The organism is Moorella naiadis (nom. illeg.) (assembly GCF_051020825.1).
Taxonomy (GTDB): domain Bacteria; phylum Bacillota; class DSM-521; order Neomoorellales; family Neomoorellaceae; genus Neomoorella; species Neomoorella naiadis.
In genome coordinates this window covers 1-23,385 of sequence record NZ_JAXGFQ010000030.1, presented here as the reverse complement: position 1 = coordinate 23,385, position 23,385 = coordinate 1, and the positions used below count along the sequence as shown (strand labels likewise).

The following is a 23,385-nucleotide window of genomic DNA, read 5'->3' as shown; positions in this document are numbered from 1 at the left end:
CAGCCCCCCCTCCTACACCTTGCGGGCTCCGGGAAAACAGTAACTGGACATTCCTGGTGCATCAACCTGTAAATTGACATTAACCGTTTGAGAACTGGCCCTTGACAAACAGGTCAAGGGCCAGTATAATAAGCATTGCTGCGGGGATATAGCTCAGTTGGGAGAGCGCTTGAATGGCATTCAAGAGGTCAGGGGTTCGACTCCCCTTATCTCCACCAGTTATACCTAGGCTTCTCGGGTTTACCGGGAGGCTTAAATTTTTATTGGTGTAGCAACCGTGTAGCAACGGGATTTATTTGGGCGGGAGCAAACCATCCAGTTTGTTGATGGCTTGCTCTTTGAAACCTAAGTTAGCTTAGGTGTAGATGTCCAGGGTAGTCGCTACTTGCGAGTGACCTAAAAGTTCCTGAACTACTTTAGGGTGGATGTTTTTCTCTGCCAAACGGGTCGCGAAGGTAGGCAGTAACACGTGTGGGCTTACACCTTCCAGGCCCGTCTTTTTTCTTAACCGCTGAAAAGTGCGGTTGTAGTGGTATGCGGGCGGCCGGGTTGAAGTTGGGCCCGAGTCAATCAGGGAAGGATGATTAAACTGCCAGCCTGTCTGGTTAAAGCAACTTTTATCAGCCGGCCCAACCGCTTTACAGTTATAGCGGCGAGGGATGGGCAGAGGCTAACGGCCTTCCTGGCCGATCCGGGCCGGTTGACGGAATTGCTGCAGCCCGGCGCCGAACTCTACCTGGCCCCAGTAACGTCCTGGCAGGGACGGAAGACGGCCCTGGATGTAGCCCTCCTACGCCAGGGGGATACCTTTATATCCCTGGACAGTCGCCTGCCTAACCGCCTGTTTGCCGTCGCCTTCCAGGCCGGGAGGTTAGAACCCTTTAAAAATTATCGGGAGTTGCAGGCCGAAGTCCGGGCCGGATCCAGCCGCCTGGATTTTTTGTTAAGGGAAGGGAAAGAGCAAGGGGGGAGGCCAGTAAGGAGGGAACTGCCACCGTGCTACGTGGAGGTCAAATCGGTGACCCTGGTAACCGATGATAGGGTGGCCTTATTTCCCGATGCCCCCACCAGCCGCGGTAGCCGGCACCTGCGGGAGTTGATGGCCCTGCGGTCGGAAGGCTACCGGGCGGCGATGGTTTTTATTATCCAGAGGGAAGACGCCGTCAGCTTTGCCCCCAACGGGGCTACTGACCCTCTTTTTGCCCGTACCCTGGGGGAGGCGGCTGCTGCCGGCGTCGAGATCTATGCCTACCGTTGCCACATCACCCTGGAGGCGGCTGATTTGGGTGATCCAGTGGCCATCAGACTCCCTAAAGAATAGGGTTCTGCCAAAAGGGTCCATATTGGTAAGCTTTCTGTAAGCTGGCGGGTACATACCCCAGGCTTCGCGGTTCTCGGCGAGCAAACTTAGCGCTCAGCCTTGCCCGGCGACCTTTTTCGTGGTTTCGTGGGGCATCAGCCATATGATTAGCTTCCCTGAGAATAGCTCAGAAGCACACCGCCTTAGATGCAAAGAACCCCGGTCGCCTTTAGGCTACCGGGGTTCTTTGCTGGGGGAAATGGGTTAGAGAATTGTCGCCGCTAAACGGGCCAGGGGGAGCGTTCCCCCTTGACCAGGGCAGCCAGGATGGCCGGGAAACCCGGTATATCGACGTGCCCGGTGATAGCCAGCCAATCAAGGCCCTGCCATTTTAGCATGGCAAAGTAAAGGGCAAATTAACGGCGGGTTATTTTTATGTGCCGGGGCTACTGCCCATTTTCCGACTTCGAACCCCCGCGATTTTCAGGGCCAGGCATGATGGGGCAATTATGATCTCAGCAAAAGCAATTTTTTTATCTTGACGGGGGATGGCTTTCATGGGATAATGAGATTAATAATTTAAAGATCATTAATCTGTTCATATATATACCTGAGGAGTACAAAGATGCTTTCGAAATCTGAATGTACCCTGGTAGCGGAGTTCCTGCAGGGCCTGGCCAACCCGGTCCGGGTGAAGATCCTCTGCGCCCTCCGGGAAGGCGAAAAGAGCGTCAGTGAGATCGTCCGCGAGACCGGGGAGAAACAGTCTAACGTTTCCCAGCAGCTGCAAATTCTCCTCCACAAAGGCTACCTCAGCCGCCGGCGCGAAGAGCGTAATGTCTTTTATGCCATCAAGAAAGCCGAGCTGTTTACCCTCATGGAGCAGATACGTTCCCTGGTACTGGCCGAAAACCAGGCTGGAGGGGGGGTGGAAGCGGGGAGCAGGGAAGATCGAGACCTGGTAGAGGGGTAAACTGCCCGTCCTATTCCAGATCCTCCAGCCCAATTATTCTTCCAGGCAGTACCTGATAGGGTCTTTCACCCCAACCACGAACCACAAGAACAAGGGTGCAATTAAACGTTCTACAAGGTGAACGGAGGTTTATCAATTCTCCAACTACGAAGGGAACAGAGGTGCCATCAAACTGTAAAGGGGGGAAAGGGATGTCCCAGCTCTGTTTCGTTGTCCAGACAGGACCCTACACCTATCAAAACCTGGATACGGCTTATGGCCTGGCCAAGGCCGCCCTGGCTAAAGGCCACGGTGTCAGCCTCTTTTTGTACATTGATGGGGTAGTGGCGGCCAATAAAAATATCGATGCCCCCGGTGAGCGCAACCTGGCCGCCATGCTCCAAGAACTGGCCGATGCCGGCGTTCAGGTTGCCGCTTGCGGTGCCTGCTCCAAGTTCCGGGGTGTTACCGAAGAGATGTACATCGATGGTGCGGAAATGGGCAGCCTGGTGGACATGGCTGATATGCTCCAGGAGGCCGATATCCTGGTGAATTTTGGGTTTTGATACCCCATCCGGCATTCCGGCGGCGTATTACTGGTAGTTATTGTTGGTCCAATTTCCTGACCGGGGCGGCATCGCAACAGGATGGCCTTTGTATACCGTTGGCAGTAGTGGTGGTGCAAGGCGATAGTCGTCAGGGACACTGAAAAACTAGTGTGACCAGTTTTATTATAGGCAGGTGACTGGAGATTGGAAAAAGTACTCATCTTGATCCCCTCGGCTCCCTACGGAACGGCGGCCATGGTTGAGGGCTATCGCTACGCCATCGGCATGGCCAGTCTGGAGGTGGATACCACCGTGGTCCTGCTGGATGACGGGGTCTGGGCCGTTCATCCGGGGCAAAAGCCAGAGGCCCTGCAGATGAAATCCCTGGGCGAGGCCTTCGGCAGCATTGAAGAGATGGGCGTGAAACTCCTGGTACTGGAGGAATCCCTGGCCGAGCGGGGGATCCCGGCGGTAGAGATCCTGGCCGGCCAGGTGGTGGACCTGACAGGCCTGGGGCAAGCCCTGGCCGCGGCTGAGGGAATCATTCAGTTTTAGGATGATAACAGGGAGTTACCATGGAAATTTTACAGCCGCTGATAGGTAAACGAGAAAAAGTAGTGAATGAGGAGGGATCCATTTGCTGGCAATGTTAACGCACTCCCCTTTCCAGCGCCTGGACTACCGGCGCAACCTCCGGCTGGCCATGACTCAACCAGGTTCGGAGGTAGTATTACTCCAGGATGCGGTACTGTCCCTCCAGCAAGCGCCGGCTGATTACCAGGCTATGGTGGACCGAGCCCGTAACCAGGGAATTAATTTCTACGCCTTGGCCCCCGATCTGCAGGCCCGGGGGCTGGATACCGGGGTACCTTATCCCGGGATCAGGATTATCGACTACGGCGAAATGGTGGATTTAATTGTTAAACACGGTAAAGTTTTGTGAAAGTCATCTCAAAGGAGGTCACCCCTAATGCAAGCTGATGCCGTCTTAAATGCCAAGGGGTTACTCTGCCCCATGCCCATCGTCAAACTCTCCCAAAAAATGAAAACCATGACACCCGGCCAAGTCCTGGAGGTCCAGGCCGACGACAAAGGCGCAGCGGTGGATATCCCCGCCTGGTGCCAGAAGACAGGGAATATCTTCCTTGGTTCCGAACCCGGTAACAGCTACACCAGTTATTTTGTTAAAAAGAGCTAGGAGGACGGGTCATGGCAGCCGACAAAATGGCCATTATCTGCTTCAGCGGCGATTTGGATAAAGCTCTGGCTACCTTTAACCTGGCCACCGGGGCCGCAGCCTCCGGTATGGAGGTAACGATTTTTTTTACCTTCTGGGGGATCAACCTTTTGAAAAAAACCCGCGGCCGCAAAGGGGCCAGCTCCCTTCTGGGCAAGATGTTTGACTGGATGATGCCCTCCGGCCCGGATAAGCTGCCCCTATCCAAATTTAATATGGGCGGTCTGGGGCCGTTTTTCATGAAAAAGCAGATGCAGAGCAAAAAGGTCCAGGCCGTCAGCGAGTTCCTGGCCCTGGCCCAGGAGATGGGGGTCAAGTTTGTCGCCTGCATTATGTCCATGCAGGTCATGGAGATCCCCGAGGAAGACCTTATCGACGGCGTTGAGTTCGGTGGCGTGGCTGCCTTCCTTCAGGAAGCCGCCGACGCCAAGATCAGCCTGTTTATTTAAGGAGGGGACCGGTAGATGCAGATTGCCACCTATAACTTTCCCGACGACCTTTACTACGACGATAAGCATAGCTGGGCCAGGATCGAAGGCGATATTGCTACCGTCGGGTTGACGGACTTCTCCCAGCAACTGGCCGGCGCCTTTATCCATATCAACCTGCCCAAAAAGGGTAAAACCGTGGCTCAGGGTAAACCCCTGGCTGCCGTGGAGTCCGGCAAATGGGTCGGCCGGGCCTACGCCCCGGTAAGCGGCGAAGTCATCGAAGTCAACGAGAGCCTGAAGAAACAAACCGGCCTAATGAACACTGACCCCTACGGGGAGGGCTGGATCGCCCGGATCAAAATGAGCAACCCGGCCGAGACGGCCAACCTCCTGCAGGGAGAAGCCTTAAAGGCCTTTATCGAAGCGGAAATAGCCAAACACCAGAAATAAAACATCAGAAACCATTTTGCGGAGGACGCGAAGGGAATGGAGCAAAGAAGGGCCCCCTTAACGGACCGGCCGGTCTTTAACACCATACGGGCCTGCTACCAGTGCGCCAAATGTACCTCCGGCTGCCCGGTGGCTACCCTGGATTCAGAGTATAACCCGCGCCGTTTCCTGCGCCTGGCGGCCATCAGGGAGGAAGAAGCCGTCCTCAAGGATGAGAAGCTCTGGTACTGCCTGGCCTGCTTCACCTGCCAGGAACGCTGCCCGGAGGAGGCTCGACCGGCGGAGGTTTTACTGGCCCTGAAGAACCTGGCCTGCGAGCGTGGTTTTGCCCCGGCGGCCCTCCTGGCGGCGGCTAAGCTCGTAGCTGAAGACGGCCGCCTCTATAACATCGATGAGTTTCACAACGAGTACCGCGAAGACGAGGGCCTGCCGGCTCTGGATGAAGAGACGGGGATTCTCAGTCGCCTTTTAGCCGGGACTGCTTTATTTGGAGAGCACCAGGACCAGAAATAGTAAAAAGCCTTATCTTCGGGAGAGGAGAGCAACAAAATGGTTACCCGGATGTTGCCGGCACCATCGGTTTCGGTAGGAAGCCCCTTCTCCAGTAGGCCGGGGAACTGTTGCCGCAGTCCGGTGGCTGCCGGGCAGGTGGGGTTGAAGCTCGGGGGGTTGGGTGCATGACGGGGCAGCGCTATACCCTCTTTTTGGGTTGTAACGTACCGGTGCGTAACCTGGGTTACGAACTGGCGGCCCGGCGGGCGGCAGAGGCCCTGGGGATAGAACTGGTCGATCTGCCCGGGTTTCGCTGCTGCGGCTATCCCTTGAAGGCCCTGGACAGCTACGCCAGCCTGCTGGTGGCAGCCCATAACCTCTGCCAGGCCGAGGCTGCCGGCCTGCCCCTTGTCACCCTGTGTAACGCCTGCAGCGGCACCCTGACGGAAGCCGACCTGGAGCTCAAGGAGGACGCATCCCTGCGAGAGCGGGTTAACCGGGACCTGGACCGGGTAGACCTCCATTACCAGGGTACAACCCGGGTCCAGCACTTCCTGCGCGTCCTGGACAGTGAAATCGGGTGGGAGGCTATCCGCAGACGGATCAGCCGGCCCCTGGATAACCTGCAGATTGCCGTGCACTATGGCTGTCACTACTTCCGGCCCACCAGGGTATTCCATAGTTACGGGGTGGAGCCCCGGGAGGACGCCGAAGCCCCGGCGGCCCTGGATCGCCTGCTGGCCGCCACCGGTGCTGTCAACGTTAGCTACGATGGTAGAAACGACTGCTGCGGCGGCGGTTTGCTGGGCTTACGGCCTGATCTGGCTCAGGAACAGGCGGGCCGCAAAGTCCGGGAAGTCCAGAGGCGCGGCGCCGATGCCCTGCTGGTGGCCTGTCCTACCTGCGGTTTAAATTTTAGCAACAGCCAGCCCGCAGACCAGGAATTAACCATCCTGTATTTCCCCCAGCTCCTGGGGCTGGCCCTGGGGCTGGACCCGGACGAACTGGGCCTGGAGCTAAACCAGATCCCCGCCGACGGGTTGCGGGAGAAGTTGGGGGTGTAGTCGTTGTTAGTAATAGACGTGCTGGTCGTCGGCGGCGGGCCGGCCGGTATGGCGGCAGCCCTGGACCTGGCCCAGGCGGGCCTGCAGGTAACGATCGTCGAGCAGGAACGGGTCCTGGGCGGCCGGTGGCTGGATTACGCCTGCAAGGCCGGGGTGGACTGCAGCCGTTGCAACGTCTGCCTGGGTTTTCCCCTGATGGACGAAATCGTCAGCCAGGAGAATATTACCCTGGCCACCGGGACGACAGTCGAGGAGGTTACGGGTCAGGCGGGTTCCTTTACTATCAATCTGGTGGCGACCGGGCCCCGGATTGACTGGCAGAAATGTGACTGCTGCGGCCTGTGCCAGGAAGCCTGCCCGGCCGGGGCCATCCTGCCGCCCCATCTCCGGGGGCTGCCCCGGGCCTACCGCCTGGATAACTCCCGCTGCCTGCGGGCGGGGGGCGAAGACTGCCAGGCCTGTAGGGCCGCCTGTCCCCGGACCGCCATTGAGCTGGAACCGGCGTCGCCAGGGCCTATCCACGCCAGGGCTATTGTGGTAGCCACCGGTTTTACCCCCTTTGCCGCCGCCGGATTGCCCGAATATGGCTATGGCTTTTACCCCCAGGTCATGACAGCCCTGGAGCTGGAGGCCACCCTCAGCCGGGGCGCTCTGGAGGTCCGGCGGTGGGAACGCCTGGCCTTTATCCAGTGCGCCGGTTCCCGCAGCCGGAAATTGGGCCATGATTACTGCTCCCGGGTCTGTTGCGGCTATTCTTTACGCCTGGCCAGGGCGTTGCTGGCCCGGCAACTGGTCCGGGAGGTCACCATCTTTTATATGGACCTGCAGCTCAATGATGCCGGGCTGCAGGCAATCTACGGGGAACTGCAGGCAACTCCCGGTGTCAAGCTGGTCCGGGGTATGCCGTCGGAGATCCGCCGGGGTGCGGCCGGCCGGGTCAGTATCTATTATGAAGACCTGGGCCGGGGAATCCTCACCACGGCAGAATTTGACCGGGTGGTCCTGGCCGTAGGGATTACCCCGGTTGAGGGTGAGATTCTACCCGGCCTCTCCCTGGAGCGGGACCCTACCGGCTTTTTGGCCACCGGGGACGGCGGGAACGGTGTCCAGGCCGGCGTGCCGGGGGTTTTCCTGGCCGGCACCTGCCAGGCCCCCCGGGACATCCAGGAGAGCATCGCCCACGCCCGCCTGGCGGCGGCCCGGGTCGGGGAGATGCTGGCGCAAACCCTCCTGCCCGTTACCGGTACCCCAGCGGGGGTGATGCCTGCTCCTGGTGCTTATCCGGGACAAATAGTACCGGCTACCCGGTTCCCAGAAGATGAAAAAACAGTACTGGAGATGGCATCCAGGGGTACCGCAGGGGATGTTAACGGCACTATCCTGGTGGTGGGCCGGGGAACCAGCGCCCTGCTGGCGGCCCGGCGTTTCCTCGCTAAAGGACGTCAGGTAATCCTCCTGGACGATGATGGCAACTTCGATCCCGCCGACCCGGCCGGTAGCCTGGCCGGCAGCCTCTGGGAAGAGATAACGGCTAACCCCTTGTTTACCTATCTCCCCGGCCTGGAGGTCCTGGCGGTGGATGGCGACGCCGGCGCCTTCAGCATCGTGGTGGGAGATGGCCGGCGGGTGCTAACCCTCCAGGCCGGAGCCATCCTCCTGGCGGCCCGCCTGGCTGCCACCCTGCCGGCGGCGCTGGTGCCGGCAGCCCCGGATGGCGTACCCGTCCTCACCCAGCAACAGCTGGCCGCGGCCCTGGCTACGCTAGAGGACAGCTCGATATTAAGCCAGGCCCAGGTGCCGGCCGGTCCGTTAGTGGAAGGGACATCAACTTCAGTCCAGCAGCAGCCCGGGCTAGCCGGGGATGGTCCCTCGCCAGCGGAGCTAGCCGGCGTCAACGCCCTGGCAGGGTTAAAAAACGGAGGCGCGATAGTCTTCTGGCTGGACGTCAACAGTGATGCTCCCCCGGCCATTCACGACCTGGCCTGGCAGAACCTGGCTGCTTTGCAGGCGAAGCTGGGACCAGATCGTCCCCTCTACTTTCTGGCGCGGCAGATGCGGGTAGCCGCCACACCGGAACTGGAGGCCCTTTACGGCCGCCTGCGGGAGGCCGGGGTGCTCTTTATTAAATCGGAGGAGCCGCCTGCCTGGAACGGTATGGACCTGCTAGTCAGGGACCCCACCTGGCAGCCCCCTGCCGTTCCGGAAGAGTCCCCTGGGGCTATGGGCCATCACCAGCTAACGCCAGGGGATGACCAGCAGGGGAGCCCTCAACCGGGCCCAGGGCAGCCAGTTACTGCGGCAACGCCGGCTTCTCCTTTAGCAAGCGCAACCCGCCTTTCCCCGGCTTTGCTGGTGGTCGGGGAGGAGATGGCCGCTACCCCGGCTACCTGCAGGTTATGGCAGCGCCTGGGCCTAAAAGCCGGCCAGGGGAAACCAGATAGTGTAAGCGGCCTGGACAGCCTGTACAACCGCACGGTGACTACTAACCGTAAGGGCATCTTTTTACTGGCCGCCGGCAGGGAACCGCTGGCGGCCGGGGAAGCCCGCCAGGCGGCTGTTCTGGCGGCAGCAGCAGTCCTGGAATTCTTGCAGACAGAGGAACCGGAAAAAGAGGGCGTAACCTTTGCCTTCCGGCCGCCGGACGCGGCCTGCGCCGCTTGCTTGACCTGTGTCCGCACCTGCCCCCACGGGGCCATGGTGGTCCAGGGCAAGGCTCTGGTGCGCACCCGCTCCTGCCAGGGCTGCGGCATCTGCGTGGCCGAGTGCCCGGCCCACGCCCTGGAACTGCCGGGATCTACTGATACAGACTTACTCCAGGTAATGGCAACCGGGGAGGTGGACCGGTAATGGCTGCAAGGCAAGACCGGATTATAGCTTTCTGCTGCCAGCACTCGGCCTGGCGGGCCGCCGCCCGGGCGACCCAAGAGGGCCTTTCCTTGTCGGCGCCAGTGCCGGTGCAATTAATCCCCGTACCCTGCTCAGGCCGGGTAAGTATGGAACTGATCTTGGCGGCCCTGGAAAAGGGGGCCCAGGGGGTCATGGTCCTGGGCTGCCACCCGGGGGCCTGTCACCACCTCTACGGCAGTGAAAGGGCCCGGGAACGGGTCGCTGCCGTGCAGCAACGCCTGCAGGCGGCCAGCCTGGAGCCGGAACGGGTAGTCTTCGCCACCCTGGGCCCCGACAGCGCCGCCGACCTGGCCCGTATCCTGGCCGACTTCGAAACAAGTATAATGGCCCCAAGAAGCATCCATCATGGCTCGCCATCGCCAGCGAACGGAAGAAAATAGTGGCAGGTAGGCTTTAATCAGGAACTGGCGCAGCCAGTTCCTGCAAGCCTCCCACATCTCACCTCCCACTTCCCACATTTCATTAAGGAGGAGAGGCTACGTGTACCAGTGGCGTTTGCTGGATACCGGCAGCCGGACGGCGGCCGAGAATATGGCCCTGGACGAAGTCCTGCTCACGGCCCGTTCCGCGGGGCAGGCCCCGGATACCGTGCGCTTTCTCCAGTTTAGTCCAGCCTGCGTCCTGGTCGGCTTTCACCAGGTAGTGGAGCAGGAAATAAGGCTGGAGTACTGCCGGCAGGAGGGGATAGAGGTCAACCGTCGCATTACCGGCGGCGGTGCCCTGTTCTGGGACACCAACCAGCTGGGGTGGGAGGTTATCACCACCTTGGATTACCCCGGCGTGTCCCGGCGCCTGGAGCAGCTCTATGCCCAACTTTGCAGCGCCGTAGCCAGGGCCCTGCAGCGCCTGGGGGTGCCGGCAGCCTACCGGCCCCGTAACGATATTGAAGTCCAGGGCCGCAAGATCTCTGGCACCGGGGGAACGGAGCTGGGGGGAGCCTTCCTCTACCAGGGGACCCTGCTCATCGACTTTGACGTCGAAACCATGCTCCGGGCCCTGCGTATCCCTACTGAGAAGCTCAAAGCCAAAGAGATCAATTCCCTGAAAGAGCGGGTCACCTGTCTCCAATGGGAACTGGGCCGGGTACCGCCCCTGGCAACCATCAAGCAGGTCATAGCGGAAGAATTTTGCCGGGAATTCCAGATGGAGCTGACCCCTGCCGGCCTGATGCCGGCGGAAGAAAACCTTTTGGCCGAACGTTTACCCTACTTTCAGTCGGAGGAATGGATTAACGCCGTCCAGGGGACTGAAGGACGCATGGAACTGCGCTCCGGCCGGCGTACCCGGGGCGGCCTTATCCGTAGCTCCCTGATCCTGAGCCCAGGCAACCGCCGCATCGAGAGCCTTTACCTAACCGGCGACTTTTTCGCCCATCCCCGGCGGGCCATCTACGACCTGGAGGCGCGGTTTAAAGGCCTGCCCGCCGAGCCGGAGATAGTGACCCGGGAGGTTAACGAATTTTTTCGGCAGACCGGCGCCCGCCTGCCAGGACTTAACCCCGCCGAAGTGGCAGCCACCATCAACGACGCCCTGATAAAGAAAGACCACGCCACCCAGGGCCTACCGGCAGCAGCCGTAAACAGCGTCGCTACCGTCGTCAAACCCCTGGCAGAGATAACAGCAGCCCCGGTAGTCCTTTTGCCCTACTGCGCCAAACTGCCCACCTGCCGTTTCCGCAGCCGCCAGGGGTGCAGTGAGTGTGATCGTTGCGCCATTGGTACAGCTTATAGCCTGGCCCGGCAATACGGCCTGGAACCCCTGACCATCCAAAACTACGAGATGCTGGCCCGGGTCTTGCGGCGCTTAAAGCAGGAAGGAGCGCCGGCCTTCCTTGGGAGCTGCTGCGAAGCCTTCCTCACCAAACACCGCCGTGACCTGGAACGCATCGGCCTGCCTGGCATCCTTCTGGATATCGACAGTTCCACCTGCTATGAACTCGGCCAAGAGCGTGCCGCCCATGCGGGCCAGTTTGAAAACCAGACTACCCTTAAGCTGGACCTCCTGAAGCTCCTCATGGCCCGGGTAGCCCCGGGTAAGGCCCGGCGGCAGGTGGCGGTGGCCGCCCATGCTTAACTACGATGCCGTCGTCGTCGGCGCCGGGCCGGCGGGGAGCACGGCCGCCAGGGTAATGGCCGCTGCCGGCGCCCGGGTACTTTTAGTAGAAAGGAAAGGCCGGGTGGGTTATCCCGTCCAGTGCGCCGGATACGTCCCGGCATTAATCAGCCAGGAGGTTGAACTCCCCGTGGCTGCCGTTGCCCAACCCGTCCAGACCCTGGAAACCTTTTTCCCCGATGGCAGTTGTACCCGTACCGCCGCCCCGGGCTATATCCTCAACCGGGAGATTTTAGATAGCGCCCTGGCCGATACCTCTATCCGTGCCGGGGCGGAGCTCTGGCTCCGGACCAGGGTAATTGATCTTAAAGGTGAGGTCCTGGTTATCCAGCGAGGCGGGGAAAGGGTGGCGGTGAAGGCCGGGGTCATCATCGGCGCCGACGGCCCCCTCTCCCTGGTGGCTCGCCTTTCCGGCTGGCCACGGCAGCCCCTGGCTGCTGCAGCCCAGGTAGAGATAACCCTGCCGGAATCCCTTGGTGTTACCCGGGTCTACTTTGACCCCCTTTACCGGGGTGGCTACGCCTGGGTCTTCCCCAAAGGGGAAACGGCCAATGTGGGGGTGGGACTGATGCCGGGAGAAATCAACCCGGCTGCAGCCCTGGCCCATTTTCTCCGGCATCCGGGCTGGCAGGGGCAGAGGGTAATCCGGCGGACGGGCGGCCTGATCCCTGCGGGTGGTACTTACAGTGAGGTGCACCGGGGCCGGGTGCTCCTCTGTGGCGACGCCGGCGGTTTCACCCACCCGGTGACCGGAGCCGGCATCCTGACGGCCATTCTGAGCGGCCGCCTGGCCGGGGAAGCGGCCGCCGCTTATCTTAGCTCAGGAGCACCCCTATCAGCTTATGAAGAGAGCTGGCGGGACCTCCTGGGCTGCACCTCGGCACGGGGCCAGGCCAACCGGCGGCGCTGGCAGGAAGAGTGGAGTACGGGTGTTCGTGACCTCAGCGAACTTTTGCACCAGACCTGGCTGACCTGAGAGAACGGAGGAATTAATTATGCCTGGAACCAGTCCGGAGTACGTTAAAACCAGTACCGCGGCGGCCATCACCCTGGGCTTTCAGCCCGGCAGCTTTCACCGCAATGCCCGGCTGACTGGCCTCAACCTCCTCCTGACCTATAACGAACCCTGCGCCGGCCGCTGTGCCTACTGTGGTCTCTCCGGTAATCGCCGGGCCAGCGTCAAACCAACCTTTATCCGCGTCGACTGGCCGGTATATACCCTGAACTCAATCCTGGCAGAAGTCCAGCGGGATCCCCGCGGCCTGGAGCGGGTGTGCGTTGGCATGCAGACCCACCGCCGGTCGTGGCCGGACCTCCTGGCAGTTGTGAACCGTTGGCACGGGGAGAGCGATCTCCTAATCAGCGCCCTCCTGACTCCCACCGCCTGCCGCGGCCGGGATTTTGCTGAATTACAGGCAGCGGGTGCCGATATGGTCGGTATTGCCATCGATTGCGCCACCTCGGAACTCTTTGCCCATTATCGCGGTCGGGGGGTTAAAGGCCCCCACCGTTGGGAGGAATACTGGGAGGGAGTCGCCCGGGCCGTCACCGTCTTTGGTCGCGGCCGGGTCGGCATCCACCTGATTGTTGGCCTGGGGGAAACCGAGGCCGAGATGATCCAGACTATCCAGAGGGCCCAGGATATGGGGGCCAAAACCCATCTTTTCAGCTTTTTCCCGGAAGCCGGCACGACCCTGGCCCGCCGCCGCCAGCCGCCCCTGGGTCAGTACCGCCGGGTCCAGCTGGCCCGTTATATCATTAACGAGGGCCTGGGGCGGGCTGAAGATATGACCTTTAATGACACCGGCCAGGTGGTGGACTTCGGGATGGATATTACTTCCCTGGTTAGAGCCGGGGAAGCCTTTCGGACCTCCGGTTGCCCGGGAAAGGACGGCCATACCGTAGCCTGCAACCGTCCCTACGGTAATGAACGCCCCTCCCAGGCCATCCGCAATTTTCCCTTCGCCCCGGAACCAGGCGATATCCGGGCCGTCGAGCACCAGCTCCGGCAGGGGCTTAAGGAGGCCGCAGCCCATGCCGGTTGAACTGCGCCGGCAATTGGCTGGGATCTATCATCTCCCCCTGAAAGAATTGCTGGCGGCGGCCTGGCGGCTGCGTTTAAAGAATTTTTCTCCCGTCCTGGGCCTGGCCACCCCGGGGAGTAAACACTACGACAGTGGCGACCACCGGAATGATCGTCGCCAATTTGTTACCATCAGTATTACCGGGCAGGGCTGCCGCCTACAGTGCGAGCATTGCCGGGGGGAACTCCTGCAAAGCATGTACCCGGCCGGAACGCCGGCGGCTCTTCTGCAGCTGGGCCGGCGATTGAAGGATGACGGCTGCCGGGGGGTGCTGGTCAGCGGCGGCGCCGACCTTAATGGCCGGGTACCCCTGACACCCTATCTGGAGGCCCTGGCCGGTCTCAAGGGCCTGGGGTTAAAGGTTATCGTCCACACCGGCCTGGCCGGCCAGGCTACTGCCAGGGGATTGAAAGACGCCGGTGTCGACCAGGTCTTGCTGGATATTATCGGCGACCGGGAAACGGCGCGCCGGGTCTACCACCTGACAATGGGGCCGGCTGAATACGGTGCTGCCCTGGAAAACTTCCTGGCCGCTGGCCTGAAAGTCGTACCCCATATAGTCGCCGGGTTAAACTTCGGCCGCCTGACCGGAGAACTGGAGGCCCTTTACCAGGTCCTGAGCCGGGATTGCCGGGACCTGGTCCTAGTGGTTTTAACACCCTTGCCGGGCACTCCCATGGCCGGCGTCACCCCGCCAGCCCCGGCGGCGGTAGGCCGCCTCCTGGCTACGGCCCGCCTGGCCGGACCCCGGTTAAACCTCCTCCTGGGGTGCGCCCGGCCGGCTGGCTGGCACCGGCTGCGGACGGAATTTTACGCCCTCAGGGCCGGGGTGAACGGTATAGCTTACCCCCATGAAGCAACTTTATCCCGGGCGCGGCGCCTGGGCCTGCAGACCTTTTTTAGTGATCTTTGTTGTAGCCTGCTTTAAAAGTGGAGAGCGGGGCAGGATTTACCCAGCCGGGGACGAATTTTTTTAATGCGGGTTGCAAAGATAAAATCTAAGGCAGGGAGCAGGGGTGGCTGTTTACCGGCTGGATATGTGCGGGGAGATGTGCCCGATACCCATCGTGCGCACTAAGGTTAGGCTTAAGCAGCTGGCCGGCGGCGATATCCTCATTGTGACCACTGATCATAACTGTACCAGCCAGTCCCTGACCGAGGCCGTACGCAAACTGGGCCACCGGGTTGAGGTCAGCGAGGTAGATAATGGCATCTGGGAAATTATAATTGAAAAGAAGTAAAGCCTTCTTAACAGAAGGCTTTCTTATTGGTTAACAGGAAACGGAAAAACTTCTTCTGCAGATTACTGGCCGGTTTGCCGGCCGGGTAAACGATGGTAAAGGTGCTGCGAAAGGAGATTCCCTCCACCTGCAAGGCTTTTAAGGTACCAGCGTGGATCTCGCGCCGGGTGGCCAGGCGGGAAAGGAGGGAAACCCCGTGGCCGGCCGTAATGGCCGATTTGATGGCGTCGTTGGAATTTAACTCCAGAACAACGTTCAGGTTGGCAATACACAGATCCTGCTCGGCCAGGGCCCGGGCGATGACCTGGCGGGTACCTGAACCCTCTTCCCTGAGGATGAGGGGCAGGCGGCAGAGTTCTGCCAGGGTAATACTCTCCTGGCCCTGCCAGCCGGCGGGGACAATTAAAAGCAATTCATCCTCAGTTACACCCCGGGTGGCCAGGCCGGGCTGGTCTACCGGGCCTTCGATGAGCCCAATGTCAATAGTTTTATCCAATAGTTTCTGGATGGTCTCCTCCCGGTTGCCGACCAGGAGCTTGATATTGGCGCCGGGATACTTCTCCTTAAAACTATAAATGGTACAGGGCAGGGCATAGCTGCCGATGCTGCTGCTGGCGCCGACGATAAGGTGTTCCTGGCCGCTTTTCCAGTTATCCAGGTCACGCCGGAGGTTTTCTGCCAGCTGGGAGCAGGCCTTCCAGGAGATCGGCAGCAAGTTAAAGGAGTTGAAGGAGCAGTACGGTCCCCAGACCCTGGTCTGGCTCGCCCACCCCGAGCTGATCTCACCCCTGGAAAAACACTTTATGGCCGCCTTCGGTTCTCCCAACTATACCGGCCACGGCCCTACCTGTTACAGCAGCCGTAACGTGGCCTTCGAGCAGATGTACGGCGGCGTACCCGGGGTGGACTACCGCAACGTCAAGTACTACATCGCCTGTGGCCGCAACCTCACCGGGGGTATTAAGAACCCGGATGTGCAAAAAATCGTAGCCGCCAGGGCCGAGGGTGCCCACCTGGTGGCCGTGGACCCGCGCCTGAGTGACTTTGCCTTTTTTGCCGACGAGTGGCTGCCTATCCGGCCGGGAACCGACCTGGCCCTGGTGCTGGCCCTGATTAATGTGTTAATCAACGAAAACCTCTATGACCCTGCCTTTGTGGCCGCCCATACTACCGGCATGGCAGAATTAAAGCAGGGGGTTAGCGATTATACTCCCGCCTGGGCGGCCGGGATTACGGGCCTCGAGGCCGGGACCATTAGCCGCATCGCCCGGGAGCTGGCGGCAGCCAAGCCAGCGGCAGCCATTGACCCCGGCTGGCACGCCGTCACCGGTTCCCAGTACGGCAACAGCGTTATGACCGGCCGGGCCATCGCCGCCCTTAACGCTCTCCTGGGTAACCTGGGTGCTAAGGGCGGCCTGTCACTGCCGCCGGCTATCAAGTTTGGCAGTCCCGCCGGGATTATGGGGCCGAAACCACCGGCTGCGACGGCGCCCCGTTGGGATGGGGCCGGTAGCGCCAAATGGCCCCTGAACAAAGCCCACGGTATGATCCAGGTCTTCCCGGAGAGGGTGCAGCAGGACCAGCCCTATCCAGTTAAAGCAGTCATCATCCAGCACCTAAACCCGGTGCGCTCCAGCACCAATTCCCTGGCCTTCATCGAGGCGTTACAGAAGCTCGACCTGGTGGTGGCCATTGACATCCAGATGAATGATACCGCCTATTACGCCCACTACATCCTCCCCGAGGCCACCTACCTGGAGCGTTATGACCCCTTGATGACGGTGGGTAACAAAGTGGTCCTGCGCCAGCCGGCCATTAAGCCCCTTTTCGCTAACAAAGGCGCCGAGGAGATTATTGCCGGCATCGGCCGGGCTGCGGGCCTGGGAGAGTATTTTAACTTTACTCTGGAGCAGTATAATGACGCCCTGCTGGCTCCCCTGGGCCTCACCCAGGCCCGGCTGGCTCAAGTGGGGGTGGCCGAGGTGGAGGCCGCCAAACCGGATTACAGCAAACTGAAAACCCCCTCCGGGAAGATCGAGCTGGCCTGCTCGGCCTTCGTTAAGGCCGGCAGTACCCTGACCCCGGTCTGGGAACCGCCCCTGGTTAAACCTAAAGATGATAGCTTCCGCTTAATTCAGGGCCATGTACCCATGCACACCCACACTACTACGGATAATAACAGCTACCTCCACGCTATCATGCCGGAAAATGAGCTCTGGATCCATACCAGCCGGGCCAGTAAGCTGGGCATCAAGACCGGGGACCTGGTAGAGGTAGCTTCAGAAGCAGGTAAAATTAGGGTCAAAGCCAGGGTAACGGAGGCCATCCACCCGGAGGCCGTTTTCCTGGCCCATGGTTTTGGCTGCCGGGTACCCCTACGGCACCTGGCCTATAACCGCGGTGCCAACGGCGGCGACCTGATCCCCATTATGACGGCGCCGGTCTCCGGGGCGGCGGCCCAGTGCGAGACCCTGGTAACGGTAAGGAAGGCGGGATAGGTTAAATGGCACAATATGCAATGCTGGTCGACTTGACGCGCTGTGTGGGCTGCCACGGCTGCACCGTGGCCTGCCAGGCTAAATGGGAGCTGCTGCCGGAGATCCAGTTTACCAGGGTACACCGCTATGAGGTCGGTAGTTTCCCCGGTGTCAAGGGTGGGGTGGTCACCACCCAGTGCATGCACTGCAATAATCCCCCTTGTGCCCGCGTCTGCCCCACCGGGGCTACCCAGAAAAAGCCTGACGGTATTGTCGTCGTCGATGAGAGCAAATGTATCGGCTGCCGTTACTGCCAATCGGCCTGCCCCTATGACGCCCGGAGCTTCAACCCGGAGCGGAATATTGTCCAGAAGTGTTATTTCTGTTATGACTTTGTAGCCCAGGGCCAGAAACCGGTCTGTGTGGATACTTGCATGGCCGGGGCCCGGGTCTTTGGCGACCTGGAGGATCAGGGCGGTGAGCTCAACCGGGCCATAGCTGTCAAAAAGGCCGTCCGGATCAAGGGTACCTCGATCTTTTATGTGCCCCCCCGCAACCTGGATGCCTCCTACCTGCCCCCGGATTTCCGGGAGTCCGGAGCCGTACGCATCTGGCAGGATATCGTCCACCCCGGTGGTAAAACAGTCATGGGCCTGGCTGCCGGCGCCGTCGTCACCAGCCTGGTAATTAACAATATTAAAGGAGGCGGAACTAATGCCTGAGGAAAGGGTAGAACGCTTTAACCTGGCCGAGCGCCTGGGCCACTGGAGCCACGGTATCGCCTTTATTGTCCTGTTGCTGACGGGTTTAGCCCTGGTCTTTCGCGGCTTCGGGGGTGGGGGCCTGCGCCTTTTCCGCAGCGTGCATCACTTCATGGCCTATCCCTTCACCTTCCTGACGGTCCTGATCCTCCTCCTGGGAACGCCACGGACGATGGGCCAGTGGCTGAAAGAATGCCTGACCTGGCGGGCCGATGATTGGCGTTTCGTCGCCGCCTTTCCCCGGGAATTCTTCGGCCTGAAGGTCCAGTTGCCCGAGCAGGGCAAGTTTAACGCCGGCGAGAAGCTAAACTCCCTGCTGACCATTAGCGGGTCCCTATTAATGGCCGTGACAGGCTGGCTCCTGATCTTCCGGGACAGCTTTTCCCCGGCAGTCGTCGCCTGGGCCCTACCCCTGCATTCGGCCGGGGCCCTGGTGATGGGGGGCGTTATCTTGGGGCATATCTACCTCGCCCTGGGTCACCCCAACTCCCGGGAATCCATCAATGGCATGTTATCGGGCAAGGTGGCCGCGAAATTTGCCCGGGAGCACCACGCCCGCTGGTACCGGGAACTCCAGGAAAAGGATCCCCGGGGAAAAAAACAACAAGTGGCTTAAAAAATCTCTTCTGTTTCTATGTTGCCCTGGACTTCTTCCAGGGCAATAATTATTATAGAGGAAGGATATCCTTAACCTGGTAGCGAATTATAGAAACCTGTCCCTTTATAGACAAGATAATTTTGCGCACATCTCATTTTGGAGGATAGGATATGGGCGTTAGTGCCATTATCCCGGCCTATAATGAAGCAGCTACCGTAGGGCAAGTAATCGATACCCTGGGCCAGGTCGTCGCGGTTACGGAAATCATTGTCGTCAGCGACGGTTCGGAAGACGACACCGCCACCGTGGCCCGCCGCCACGGAGCCAGGGTGATTGAGCTGGCCGTTAACATCGGTAAAGGTGCTGCCATGACGGCCGGGGCCCGGGCCGCCGGAGAAGACATCCTTCTCTTTCTCGATGCCGACCTGGAGGGCCTGCTGCCGGGTCATGTTCAGGCCCTCCTGGAACCCCTCCTGGCCGGCCGGGCCGATATGACTGTAGGTATCTTCAGCCAGGGCCGCTCCATGACCGACCTGGCCCAGGTGGTGGCTCCCCATCTCTCGGGCCAGCGGGCTATTCGCAAGGACCTGTTCCTAGCGGTGGGAGCAGAAAAGAGCCGCTTTGAGATCGAGGTCCAGCTTACCAGCGAGGCTAAAGCCCGGCACTGGCGGGTAGAAAAAGTACCCCTGGTAAACATGACCCATATCATGAAAGAAGAAAAGCGGGGGCTGTACCGGGGGGTAGTGGCCAGAATGGGCATGTATAAAGATATCGCCGGTTTTTTTTGGCGCCTGACCAGAAAGAAACTCAAGGCCCGGCCGGTTGCCATTCTGCTGGTACTGGTATCCCTGGGGCTGGTTTTTAATTATGACAACTCGCGGGTAGCCTCGGCCGAGGCCAGCAGGATGCCTGACTTGAACCTGGCTGCCGAGCACCGCCTGCTGGTCATTTCACCCCACCCCGATGATGAGACCCTTGGCGTCGGGGGGTTAATCGCTACGGCCAGGAAGAGGGGCTACCCGGTTAAGGTAGTCTTTATGACCAATGGCGATGGCTTTCGCCGGGGTGTGGAGGAGTTTAACGGGTTCCTGCCGGCCAGCGCCGGGGATTTTTTAAACTATGGCCGGGTACGCCAGCAGGAAGCAGTGCAGGCCCTGGCCAACCTGGGGGTCAGTAGCAGTGACATTATCTTTATGGGTTATCCGGACGGTGGTTTGGCCGCCCTTTGGTGCAATTACTGGCAGGAGGATAAACCCTTTCAATCAACTACTACGCGCCAGGCGGCTGTACCCTATAAACTGGCCTTTGAGCCGGGCGAACCCTACACCGCCCCGGCCCTGCTCAATAACCTGGAGGCGATCTTCCGACAGTACCGGCCTACCGACATCTGTGTCACCGACACCAATGACAGTCATCCCGACCACTGGGCCACCGGCGCCTTTACCCTGGCAGCGGTTGGTAAACTAAAAGGGGCCGATCCCTCTTTCCAGCCCCGCATTTATACCTTTGTTATTCATACCGGCATCTGGCAGATGCTGCCGGTATTTGACCGTAGGGAAAAACCCCTCTTACCGCCGGGATATTTCCTGGCCCAGGGCATGCCCTGGTATAAATTCCTCCTGTCTCCGGAGGTTTTGCGACAAAAACAAAAGGCGATTGCCGCCTACCGCACCCAGGAAAAGGTTATATCGACCTTTCTGGCCAATTTTGCGCGGCCCAACGAGGTTTTCGCCCGCCTGCCGGAGATTACTGCGCCTAACCTCCCGGCGGCCCCTGGCTCCGGCGGCAAGGTTGAGGACTGGCCCCCGGAGGCCGCTATCGCCCGAGATCCGGGTGGTGACCTGCTGACGAAAAAAGTAGAGCGAGGCGGCGATTTAAAGGCTGCCTATCTGGTCCAGTTCGGCCGGACGACATACTTACGCCTGGATACCTGGGGCCGGGTGGGTTTTCCGGTGGGTTACAACGTTAGCCTTTACCTGCTGCCGGCCTCTTCGGGGGATAGCGTCCGGCGCTTTACCTGGGCCTGGGCACCCGGAGAGCGGGGAGTCAGGTGGTTGACCCGGCCGGCTGATTACGACGGGCAGGCCGTCCAGGTGGTCGCCGGGAGCAACAGCCTGGAATTTATCCTGCCGGACCTGGTGCCGCCGGGGGAACACTACCTGATGTTCGCTGCCGGTACCACCATCAGCAGGCTGCCTTTGGACCGCATTCCCTGGCGCCTCGTCAAGATAGACGGGGGCGTTTTGTGAAATGACCGCGCTGCATTTTGGCCTGGAAGAAGAGGTCTTTATCACCGAACCCGACAAACCAACCCTGCAGTCCCTATACTACCTGGCTCGTTTACTTTGGCATGATCCGGGCTATTACTACACCCATACCGCCTGTAACTTCAACCGCGGCAAGGACCTGCGCTGGGGTCTCATGAGTGGTATCGAGATTTCTACCGGGATCTTCGCCGACCCCACAGAACTGGTAGCCGACCTGCGTCATCGCCGGCAGGAGTTGGCCGCCGTCTGCCCGGGACTCATTGTCCCCGTGGGGCATCTCTTTGATCAGGTGACCCCTACCAATATCTGCGGTATGCATATCCACGCCAGCGGTTTCCCGGACCGGGAACGGGCCTACCGCAACCTGGTCTATTTCTTACCCCTCCTGGCCTTGCTGGTAATTAATTCTCCAGTTGCCGGCGGCCGGCGCTACGGGCAGTCCTACCGCTGGGCTGAGGCCTTCGCCATTGGTCCCCTGCGGGCGGACAGGCTCTACCGTTTCCAGGACCTAATCGAATCGAAAAGGTTGGGTACCCTGGAGATCCGGGTCTTCGACCCGGTGTGGGATCTGGAGCGGATCCACCTCTTGCTGGCCTGTCTCCAGGCTATTTTAGAGGCGGAGACTGACTACCCGGGGGATGTGGCGACTTACAATCGCCTGCGGCGCCAGGTGGCCCGGGAGGGTTACATCCGGGAACTGCAGCCGGTCTACCGGGAACTCGCCCGGCTGCTGCCGGTCCCGGAGGAATGCTTTCGGCAAACGCCGGCCGATGCCATGGGCGCCATCTGGGCCGGGGAGGGAACCCTGGCCGCTTACACGGCCCTGGATAATGCCTACCGCGGCGGTCGCCTCCAGCCCCGGCCGTTACAGCCCATGCCCGTGCGCTGGCCCTTGATGCTGGCCGGTTTTTGCGGTTATTATATACCCAGGATGCCTTATAGCATAAAGAAGGTGTTGTCCGAATGGTAGCTTACAATCTGACTCTGGCTGTCCTACCGGCCTGCGCCGCAGGCGGGACCTTGTTAAAGTTCTTTATTCCCCTGATCGTCGTCATTGCCGCGGTGATGTGGTTTTTGCGCCGGGTATGGTTTTACCGTGACCCGGTCCGGGTAGCCCCGGCGGAAGAGGGCGTCATTCTAGCCCCGGCCGACGGTATGGTGGTTTATATCAAACCCTTCCAGAACGGGGAGGTGGTGGCCGCCAAACTGGGCCAGCCCATCCCTATCCAGGAGATCATGAAGGCCCCCGGCCGGGGTGTCCGGGGCTGGATCCTGGGGGTTTATATGTCACCCCTGGACGTCCATTTTAATTATGCTCCTATCGCTGGCCGGGTGGAGGAGATGGTCCATACCCAGGCCAAAGTCAACCTGCCCATGGTGGATCTCTGGGAGTATATCCGCCTGACCTATCTCCGGCGGGCGGTGGACCTCTTTAGCCACCGCTACCGACTGGTAAATGAACGGTTGACCGTTTTCCTGGAGGGTGAGGGCCTCAAGATGGCCATGGTAGAGATAGCCGATAAATTCGTTAACAAGATTAATAGCTTTATTACTCCCGGTCAAACAGTCACCCGCGGTCAGAAGGTCTCCTTTATCGAGCGGGGTTCCCAGGTAGATCTGGTTATATTTAACGAGGACATCGAGTTTACTGTCCAGGTGGGGCAGCAGGTATACGGCGCCAGAACGGTGGTGGCCCGTTACCGGCCGGCAAGCGGGGTGGGCCATTGACTGCCATCCACGCCTACCTGGCCCTCTTTGGCCTCCTAGCCATCGAAGGGACGGGCATGCCGGGTGTACCCTTTGAGCCGGCCTTTATCGCCGCTGGATACCTGATTGAGCGGGGGGAGATGAGCTTCTGGGGGGCGGTGCTTGTCGGGACGGCCGCCAACCTCCTGGGGAACCTTATTGGTTACTGGCTGGGGGCGCGGCCGGGTCGCGGTTTCATTGAGCGCCTCCTGCACCGGGGCTGGGGGCCAGAGGGTATGACCACCGCCCGCTACTGGCTGGGCCGTTATGGGGCCGTAGTTATTATCCTGGCCCGCTGGTTCGGCCCCATCCGCACCCCGACCATCCTGGCCGCCGGGGTGGTAGGTATGGAAGCTAGCATCTACACCCTTTACTCGGCCCTGGGGGCCTTTACCTGGACCCTGGCCTGGCAGTATGCCGGCTGGAAGGGGACCCATTACTTCCTGGGCTGGTGGCAGCTTTACCGCCGGTATGCTACCTGGTGGATGGATGCTCTGCTGATCCTGCTGGTCCTGGCCCTTACCGCCGCTTCCATTTACTACTGCTGGCGGCGCTGGTATGCCGGCAGGGCTCACTGAAAACTTAGCCCCAGCTGCCTGCGGGTTGGCCTACCGACTCCCCTACACTCCCCTACACTCCCATGTCAAGGGACAATGAAAATGTCACTATAAAAACACCTTAAAGGGACAGAGAAAATGTCACCCTCCTTGAGAAAGGG

General features: G+C 60.2%; 26 protein-coding genes and 1 tRNA gene. 25 read left to right on the top strand and 2 right to left on the bottom strand.

Features of this window, described 5'->3' with window-relative positions:
- The first annotated feature begins 142 nt into the window (after nt 1-142).
- A tRNA-Ala gene (locus SDD30_RS14725) sits at nt 143-218 on the top strand.
- A 137-nt stretch (nt 219-355) separates the two neighbouring features.
- Here the strand turns inward: SDD30_RS14725 and SDD30_RS14720 are convergent.
- The gene (locus SDD30_RS14720; protein WP_434075712.1) at nt 356-571 is read right to left on the bottom strand and encodes a tyrosine-type recombinase/integrase; all 216 of its coding nucleotides are present in this window, start codon (nt 569-571) and stop codon (nt 356-358) included.
- A gap of 9 nt (nt 572-580) precedes the next feature.
- Here SDD30_RS14720 and sfsA point away from each other — a divergent pair, with 9 nt between their 5' ends.
- From sfsA to SDD30_RS14635, 17 genes are all read left to right on the top strand, one after another.
- Entirely contained in the window at nt 581-1,321 is a 741-nt protein-coding gene (gene sfsA / locus SDD30_RS14715) for a DNA/RNA nuclease SfsA (protein ID WP_434075693.1), read from the top strand.
- Between the two features lie 604 nt (nt 1,322-1,925).
- Nucleotides 1,926-2,273 carry an ArsR/SmtB family transcription factor gene (locus tag SDD30_RS14710; RefSeq protein ID WP_434075692.1) on the top strand — a complete coding sequence of 116 codons (348 nt, stop codon included), beginning with the start codon at nt 1,926-1,928 and terminating at the stop codon, nt 2,271-2,273.
- 191 nt (nt 2,274-2,464) lie between these two features.
- Nucleotides 2,465-2,818 (top strand): DsrE/DsrF/TusD sulfur relay family protein, encoded by a 354-nt coding sequence (locus SDD30_RS14705; RefSeq protein ID WP_434075691.1) that lies wholly within the window; start codon nt 2,465-2,467, stop codon nt 2,816-2,818.
- A 186-nt stretch (nt 2,819-3,004) separates the two neighbouring features.
- Nucleotides 3,005-3,355 carry a DsrE family protein gene (locus SDD30_RS14700; protein WP_434075690.1) on the top strand — a complete coding sequence of 117 codons (351 nt, stop codon included), beginning with the start codon at nt 3,005-3,007 and terminating at the stop codon, nt 3,353-3,355.
- Between the two features lie 91 nt (nt 3,356-3,446).
- Nucleotides 3,447-3,743, top strand: coding sequence for a sulfurtransferase complex subunit TusB (tusB, locus tag SDD30_RS14695; RefSeq protein ID WP_434075711.1), 297 nt, complete (start codon nt 3,447-3,449; stop codon nt 3,741-3,743).
- 27 nt (nt 3,744-3,770) lie between these two features.
- Nucleotides 3,771-3,998 carry a sulfurtransferase TusA family protein gene (locus tag SDD30_RS14690; RefSeq protein WP_434075689.1) on the top strand — a complete coding sequence of 76 codons (228 nt, stop codon included), beginning with the start codon at nt 3,771-3,773 and terminating at the stop codon, nt 3,996-3,998.
- Between the two features lie 11 nt (nt 3,999-4,009).
- Nucleotides 4,010-4,486: a DsrE/DsrF/DrsH-like family protein gene (locus SDD30_RS14685; RefSeq protein WP_434075688.1), complete on the top strand. Its 477-nt coding sequence runs from the start codon at nt 4,010-4,012 to the stop codon at nt 4,484-4,486.
- Nucleotides 4,487-4,501: 15 nt separating this feature from the next.
- Nucleotides 4,502-4,918 carry a glycine cleavage system protein H gene (locus tag SDD30_RS14680; protein WP_434075687.1) on the top strand — a complete coding sequence of 139 codons (417 nt, stop codon included), beginning with the start codon at nt 4,502-4,504 and terminating at the stop codon, nt 4,916-4,918.
- A gap of 36 nt (nt 4,919-4,954) precedes the next feature.
- Nucleotides 4,955-5,431, top strand: coding sequence for a 4Fe-4S dicluster domain-containing protein (locus SDD30_RS14675; RefSeq protein ID WP_434075686.1), 477 nt, complete (start codon nt 4,955-4,957; stop codon nt 5,429-5,431).
- A 164-nt stretch (nt 5,432-5,595) separates the two neighbouring features.
- On the top strand, nt 5,596-6,474 hold the full coding sequence (locus SDD30_RS14670) for a CoB--CoM heterodisulfide reductase iron-sulfur subunit B family protein (protein WP_434075685.1): 879 nt from the start codon (nt 5,596-5,598) through the stop codon (nt 6,472-6,474).
- A 3-nt stretch (nt 6,475-6,477) separates the two neighbouring features.
- Nucleotides 6,478-9,321 (top strand): FAD-dependent oxidoreductase, encoded by a 2,844-nt coding sequence (locus SDD30_RS14665; RefSeq protein WP_434075684.1) that lies wholly within the window; start codon nt 6,478-6,480, stop codon nt 9,319-9,321.
- Nucleotides 9,321-9,761 (top strand): hydrogenase iron-sulfur subunit, encoded by a 441-nt coding sequence (locus SDD30_RS14660; protein WP_434075683.1) that lies wholly within the window; start codon nt 9,321-9,323, stop codon nt 9,759-9,761. The genes SDD30_RS14665 and SDD30_RS14660 overlap by 1 nt, the downstream gene beginning before the upstream one ends.
- A 100-nt stretch (nt 9,762-9,861) precedes the next feature.
- Nucleotides 9,862-11,454 (top strand): lipoyl protein ligase domain-containing protein, encoded by a 1,593-nt coding sequence (locus SDD30_RS14655; protein WP_434075682.1) that lies wholly within the window; start codon nt 9,862-9,864, stop codon nt 11,452-11,454.
- A complete protein-coding gene (locus SDD30_RS14650; protein ID WP_434075681.1) occupies nt 11,447-12,469 on the top strand; it encodes a geranylgeranyl reductase family protein in 1,023 nt (340 codons plus the stop codon). Before SDD30_RS14655 ends, SDD30_RS14650 begins: the two co-directional genes overlap by 8 nt.
- 19 nt (nt 12,470-12,488) lie before the next feature.
- On the top strand, nt 12,489-13,538 hold the full coding sequence (locus SDD30_RS14645; protein ID WP_434075680.1) for a radical SAM protein: 1,050 nt from the start codon (nt 12,489-12,491) through the stop codon (nt 13,536-13,538).
- Nucleotides 13,528-14,505, top strand: coding sequence for a radical SAM protein (locus SDD30_RS14640; RefSeq protein WP_434075679.1), 978 nt, complete (start codon nt 13,528-13,530; stop codon nt 14,503-14,505). Before SDD30_RS14645 ends, SDD30_RS14640 begins: the two co-directional genes overlap by 11 nt.
- An 88-nt stretch (nt 14,506-14,593) precedes the next feature.
- Nucleotides 14,594-14,818, top strand: coding sequence for a sulfurtransferase TusA family protein (locus SDD30_RS14635; RefSeq protein WP_434075678.1), 225 nt, complete (start codon nt 14,594-14,596; stop codon nt 14,816-14,818).
- 7 nt (nt 14,819-14,825) lie between these two features.
- Here SDD30_RS14635 and SDD30_RS14630 read toward each other — a convergent pair whose 3' ends face one another.
- Complete coding sequence (locus tag SDD30_RS14630) at nt 14,826-15,533, bottom strand: LysR substrate-binding domain-containing protein (RefSeq protein WP_434075677.1); 708 nt, start codon at nt 15,531-15,533, stop codon at nt 14,826-14,828.
- Between SDD30_RS14630 and SDD30_RS14625 the strand changes: the two genes are divergently transcribed.
- The 7 genes from SDD30_RS14625 (at nt 15,421) to SDD30_RS14595 (ending at nt 23,245) form a co-directional block, all read left to right on the top strand.
- Complete coding sequence (locus tag SDD30_RS14625; RefSeq protein WP_434075676.1) at nt 15,421-17,316, top strand: molybdopterin-containing oxidoreductase family protein; 1,896 nt, start codon at nt 15,421-15,423, stop codon at nt 17,314-17,316. The two genes, SDD30_RS14630 and SDD30_RS14625, sit on opposite strands and share 113 nt — an antisense overlap.
- A 5-nt stretch (nt 17,317-17,321) precedes the next feature.
- Nucleotides 17,322-18,017 carry a 4Fe-4S dicluster domain-containing protein gene (locus tag SDD30_RS14620; protein ID WP_434075675.1) on the top strand — a complete coding sequence of 232 codons (696 nt, stop codon included), beginning with the start codon at nt 17,322-17,324 and terminating at the stop codon, nt 18,015-18,017.
- Nucleotides 18,010-18,672 (top strand): formate dehydrogenase subunit gamma, encoded by a 663-nt coding sequence (locus SDD30_RS14615; RefSeq protein WP_434075674.1) that lies wholly within the window; start codon nt 18,010-18,012, stop codon nt 18,670-18,672. The genes SDD30_RS14620 and SDD30_RS14615 overlap by 8 nt, the downstream gene beginning before the upstream one ends.
- A 152-nt stretch (nt 18,673-18,824) precedes the next feature.
- Nucleotides 18,825-20,903 carry a PIG-L family deacetylase gene (locus SDD30_RS14610; RefSeq protein ID WP_434075673.1) on the top strand — a complete coding sequence of 693 codons (2,079 nt, stop codon included), beginning with the start codon at nt 18,825-18,827 and terminating at the stop codon, nt 20,901-20,903.
- A gap of 1 nt (nt 20,904) precedes the next feature.
- Nucleotides 20,905-21,891, top strand: coding sequence for a hypothetical protein (locus tag SDD30_RS14605; RefSeq protein WP_434075672.1), 987 nt, complete (start codon nt 20,905-20,907; stop codon nt 21,889-21,891).
- Complete coding sequence (locus SDD30_RS14600) at nt 21,885-22,649, top strand: phosphatidylserine decarboxylase (protein WP_434075671.1); 765 nt, start codon at nt 21,885-21,887, stop codon at nt 22,647-22,649. Before SDD30_RS14605 ends, SDD30_RS14600 begins: the two co-directional genes overlap by 7 nt.
- A complete protein-coding gene (locus tag SDD30_RS14595) occupies nt 22,646-23,245 on the top strand; it encodes a DedA family protein (RefSeq protein WP_434075670.1) in 600 nt (199 codons plus the stop codon). Before SDD30_RS14600 ends, SDD30_RS14595 begins: the two co-directional genes overlap by 4 nt.
- The last annotated feature ends 140 nt before the right edge of the window (nt 23,246-23,385 follow it).

Coding starts and splice junctions, on each gene's coding strand:
- sfsA (WP_434075693.1), top strand. CDS start 581: ATGATTAAACTGCCAGCCTGTCTGGTTAAAGCAACTTTTATCAGCCGG.
- SDD30_RS14710 (WP_434075692.1), top strand. CDS start 1,926: ATGCTTTCGAAATCTGAATGTACCCTGGTAGCGGAGTTCCTGCAGGGC.
- SDD30_RS14705 (WP_434075691.1), top strand. CDS start 2,465: ATGTCCCAGCTCTGTTTCGTTGTCCAGACAGGACCCTACACCTATCAA.
- tusB (WP_434075711.1), top strand. CDS start 3,447: ATGTTAACGCACTCCCCTTTCCAGCGCCTGGACTACCGGCGCAACCTC.
- SDD30_RS14690 (WP_434075689.1), top strand. CDS start 3,771: ATGCAAGCTGATGCCGTCTTAAATGCCAAGGGGTTACTCTGCCCCATG.
- SDD30_RS14685 (WP_434075688.1), top strand. CDS start 4,010: ATGGCAGCCGACAAAATGGCCATTATCTGCTTCAGCGGCGATTTGGAT.
- SDD30_RS14680 (WP_434075687.1), top strand. CDS start 4,502: ATGCAGATTGCCACCTATAACTTTCCCGACGACCTTTACTACGACGAT.
- SDD30_RS14675 (WP_434075686.1), top strand. CDS start 4,955: ATGGAGCAAAGAAGGGCCCCCTTAACGGACCGGCCGGTCTTTAACACC.
- SDD30_RS14670 (WP_434075685.1), top strand. CDS start 5,596: ATGACGGGGCAGCGCTATACCCTCTTTTTGGGTTGTAACGTACCGGTG.
- SDD30_RS14660 (WP_434075683.1), top strand. CDS start 9,321: ATGGCTGCAAGGCAAGACCGGATTATAGCTTTCTGCTGCCAGCACTCG.
- SDD30_RS14650 (WP_434075681.1), top strand. CDS start 11,447: ATGCTTAACTACGATGCCGTCGTCGTCGGCGCCGGGCCGGCGGGGAGC.
- SDD30_RS14645 (WP_434075680.1), top strand. CDS start 12,489: ATGCCTGGAACCAGTCCGGAGTACGTTAAAACCAGTACCGCGGCGGCC.
- SDD30_RS14640 (WP_434075679.1), top strand. CDS start 13,528: ATGCCGGTTGAACTGCGCCGGCAATTGGCTGGGATCTATCATCTCCCC.
- SDD30_RS14625 (WP_434075676.1), top strand. CDS start 15,421: ATGCTGCTGCTGGCGCCGACGATAAGGTGTTCCTGGCCGCTTTTCCAG.
- SDD30_RS14620 (WP_434075675.1), top strand. CDS start 17,322: ATGGCACAATATGCAATGCTGGTCGACTTGACGCGCTGTGTGGGCTGC.
- SDD30_RS14615 (WP_434075674.1), top strand. CDS start 18,010: ATGCCTGAGGAAAGGGTAGAACGCTTTAACCTGGCCGAGCGCCTGGGC.
- SDD30_RS14610 (WP_434075673.1), top strand. CDS start 18,825: ATGGGCGTTAGTGCCATTATCCCGGCCTATAATGAAGCAGCTACCGTA.
- SDD30_RS14605 (WP_434075672.1), top strand. CDS start 20,905: ATGACCGCGCTGCATTTTGGCCTGGAAGAAGAGGTCTTTATCACCGAA.
- SDD30_RS14600 (WP_434075671.1), top strand. CDS start 21,885: ATGGTAGCTTACAATCTGACTCTGGCTGTCCTACCGGCCTGCGCCGCA.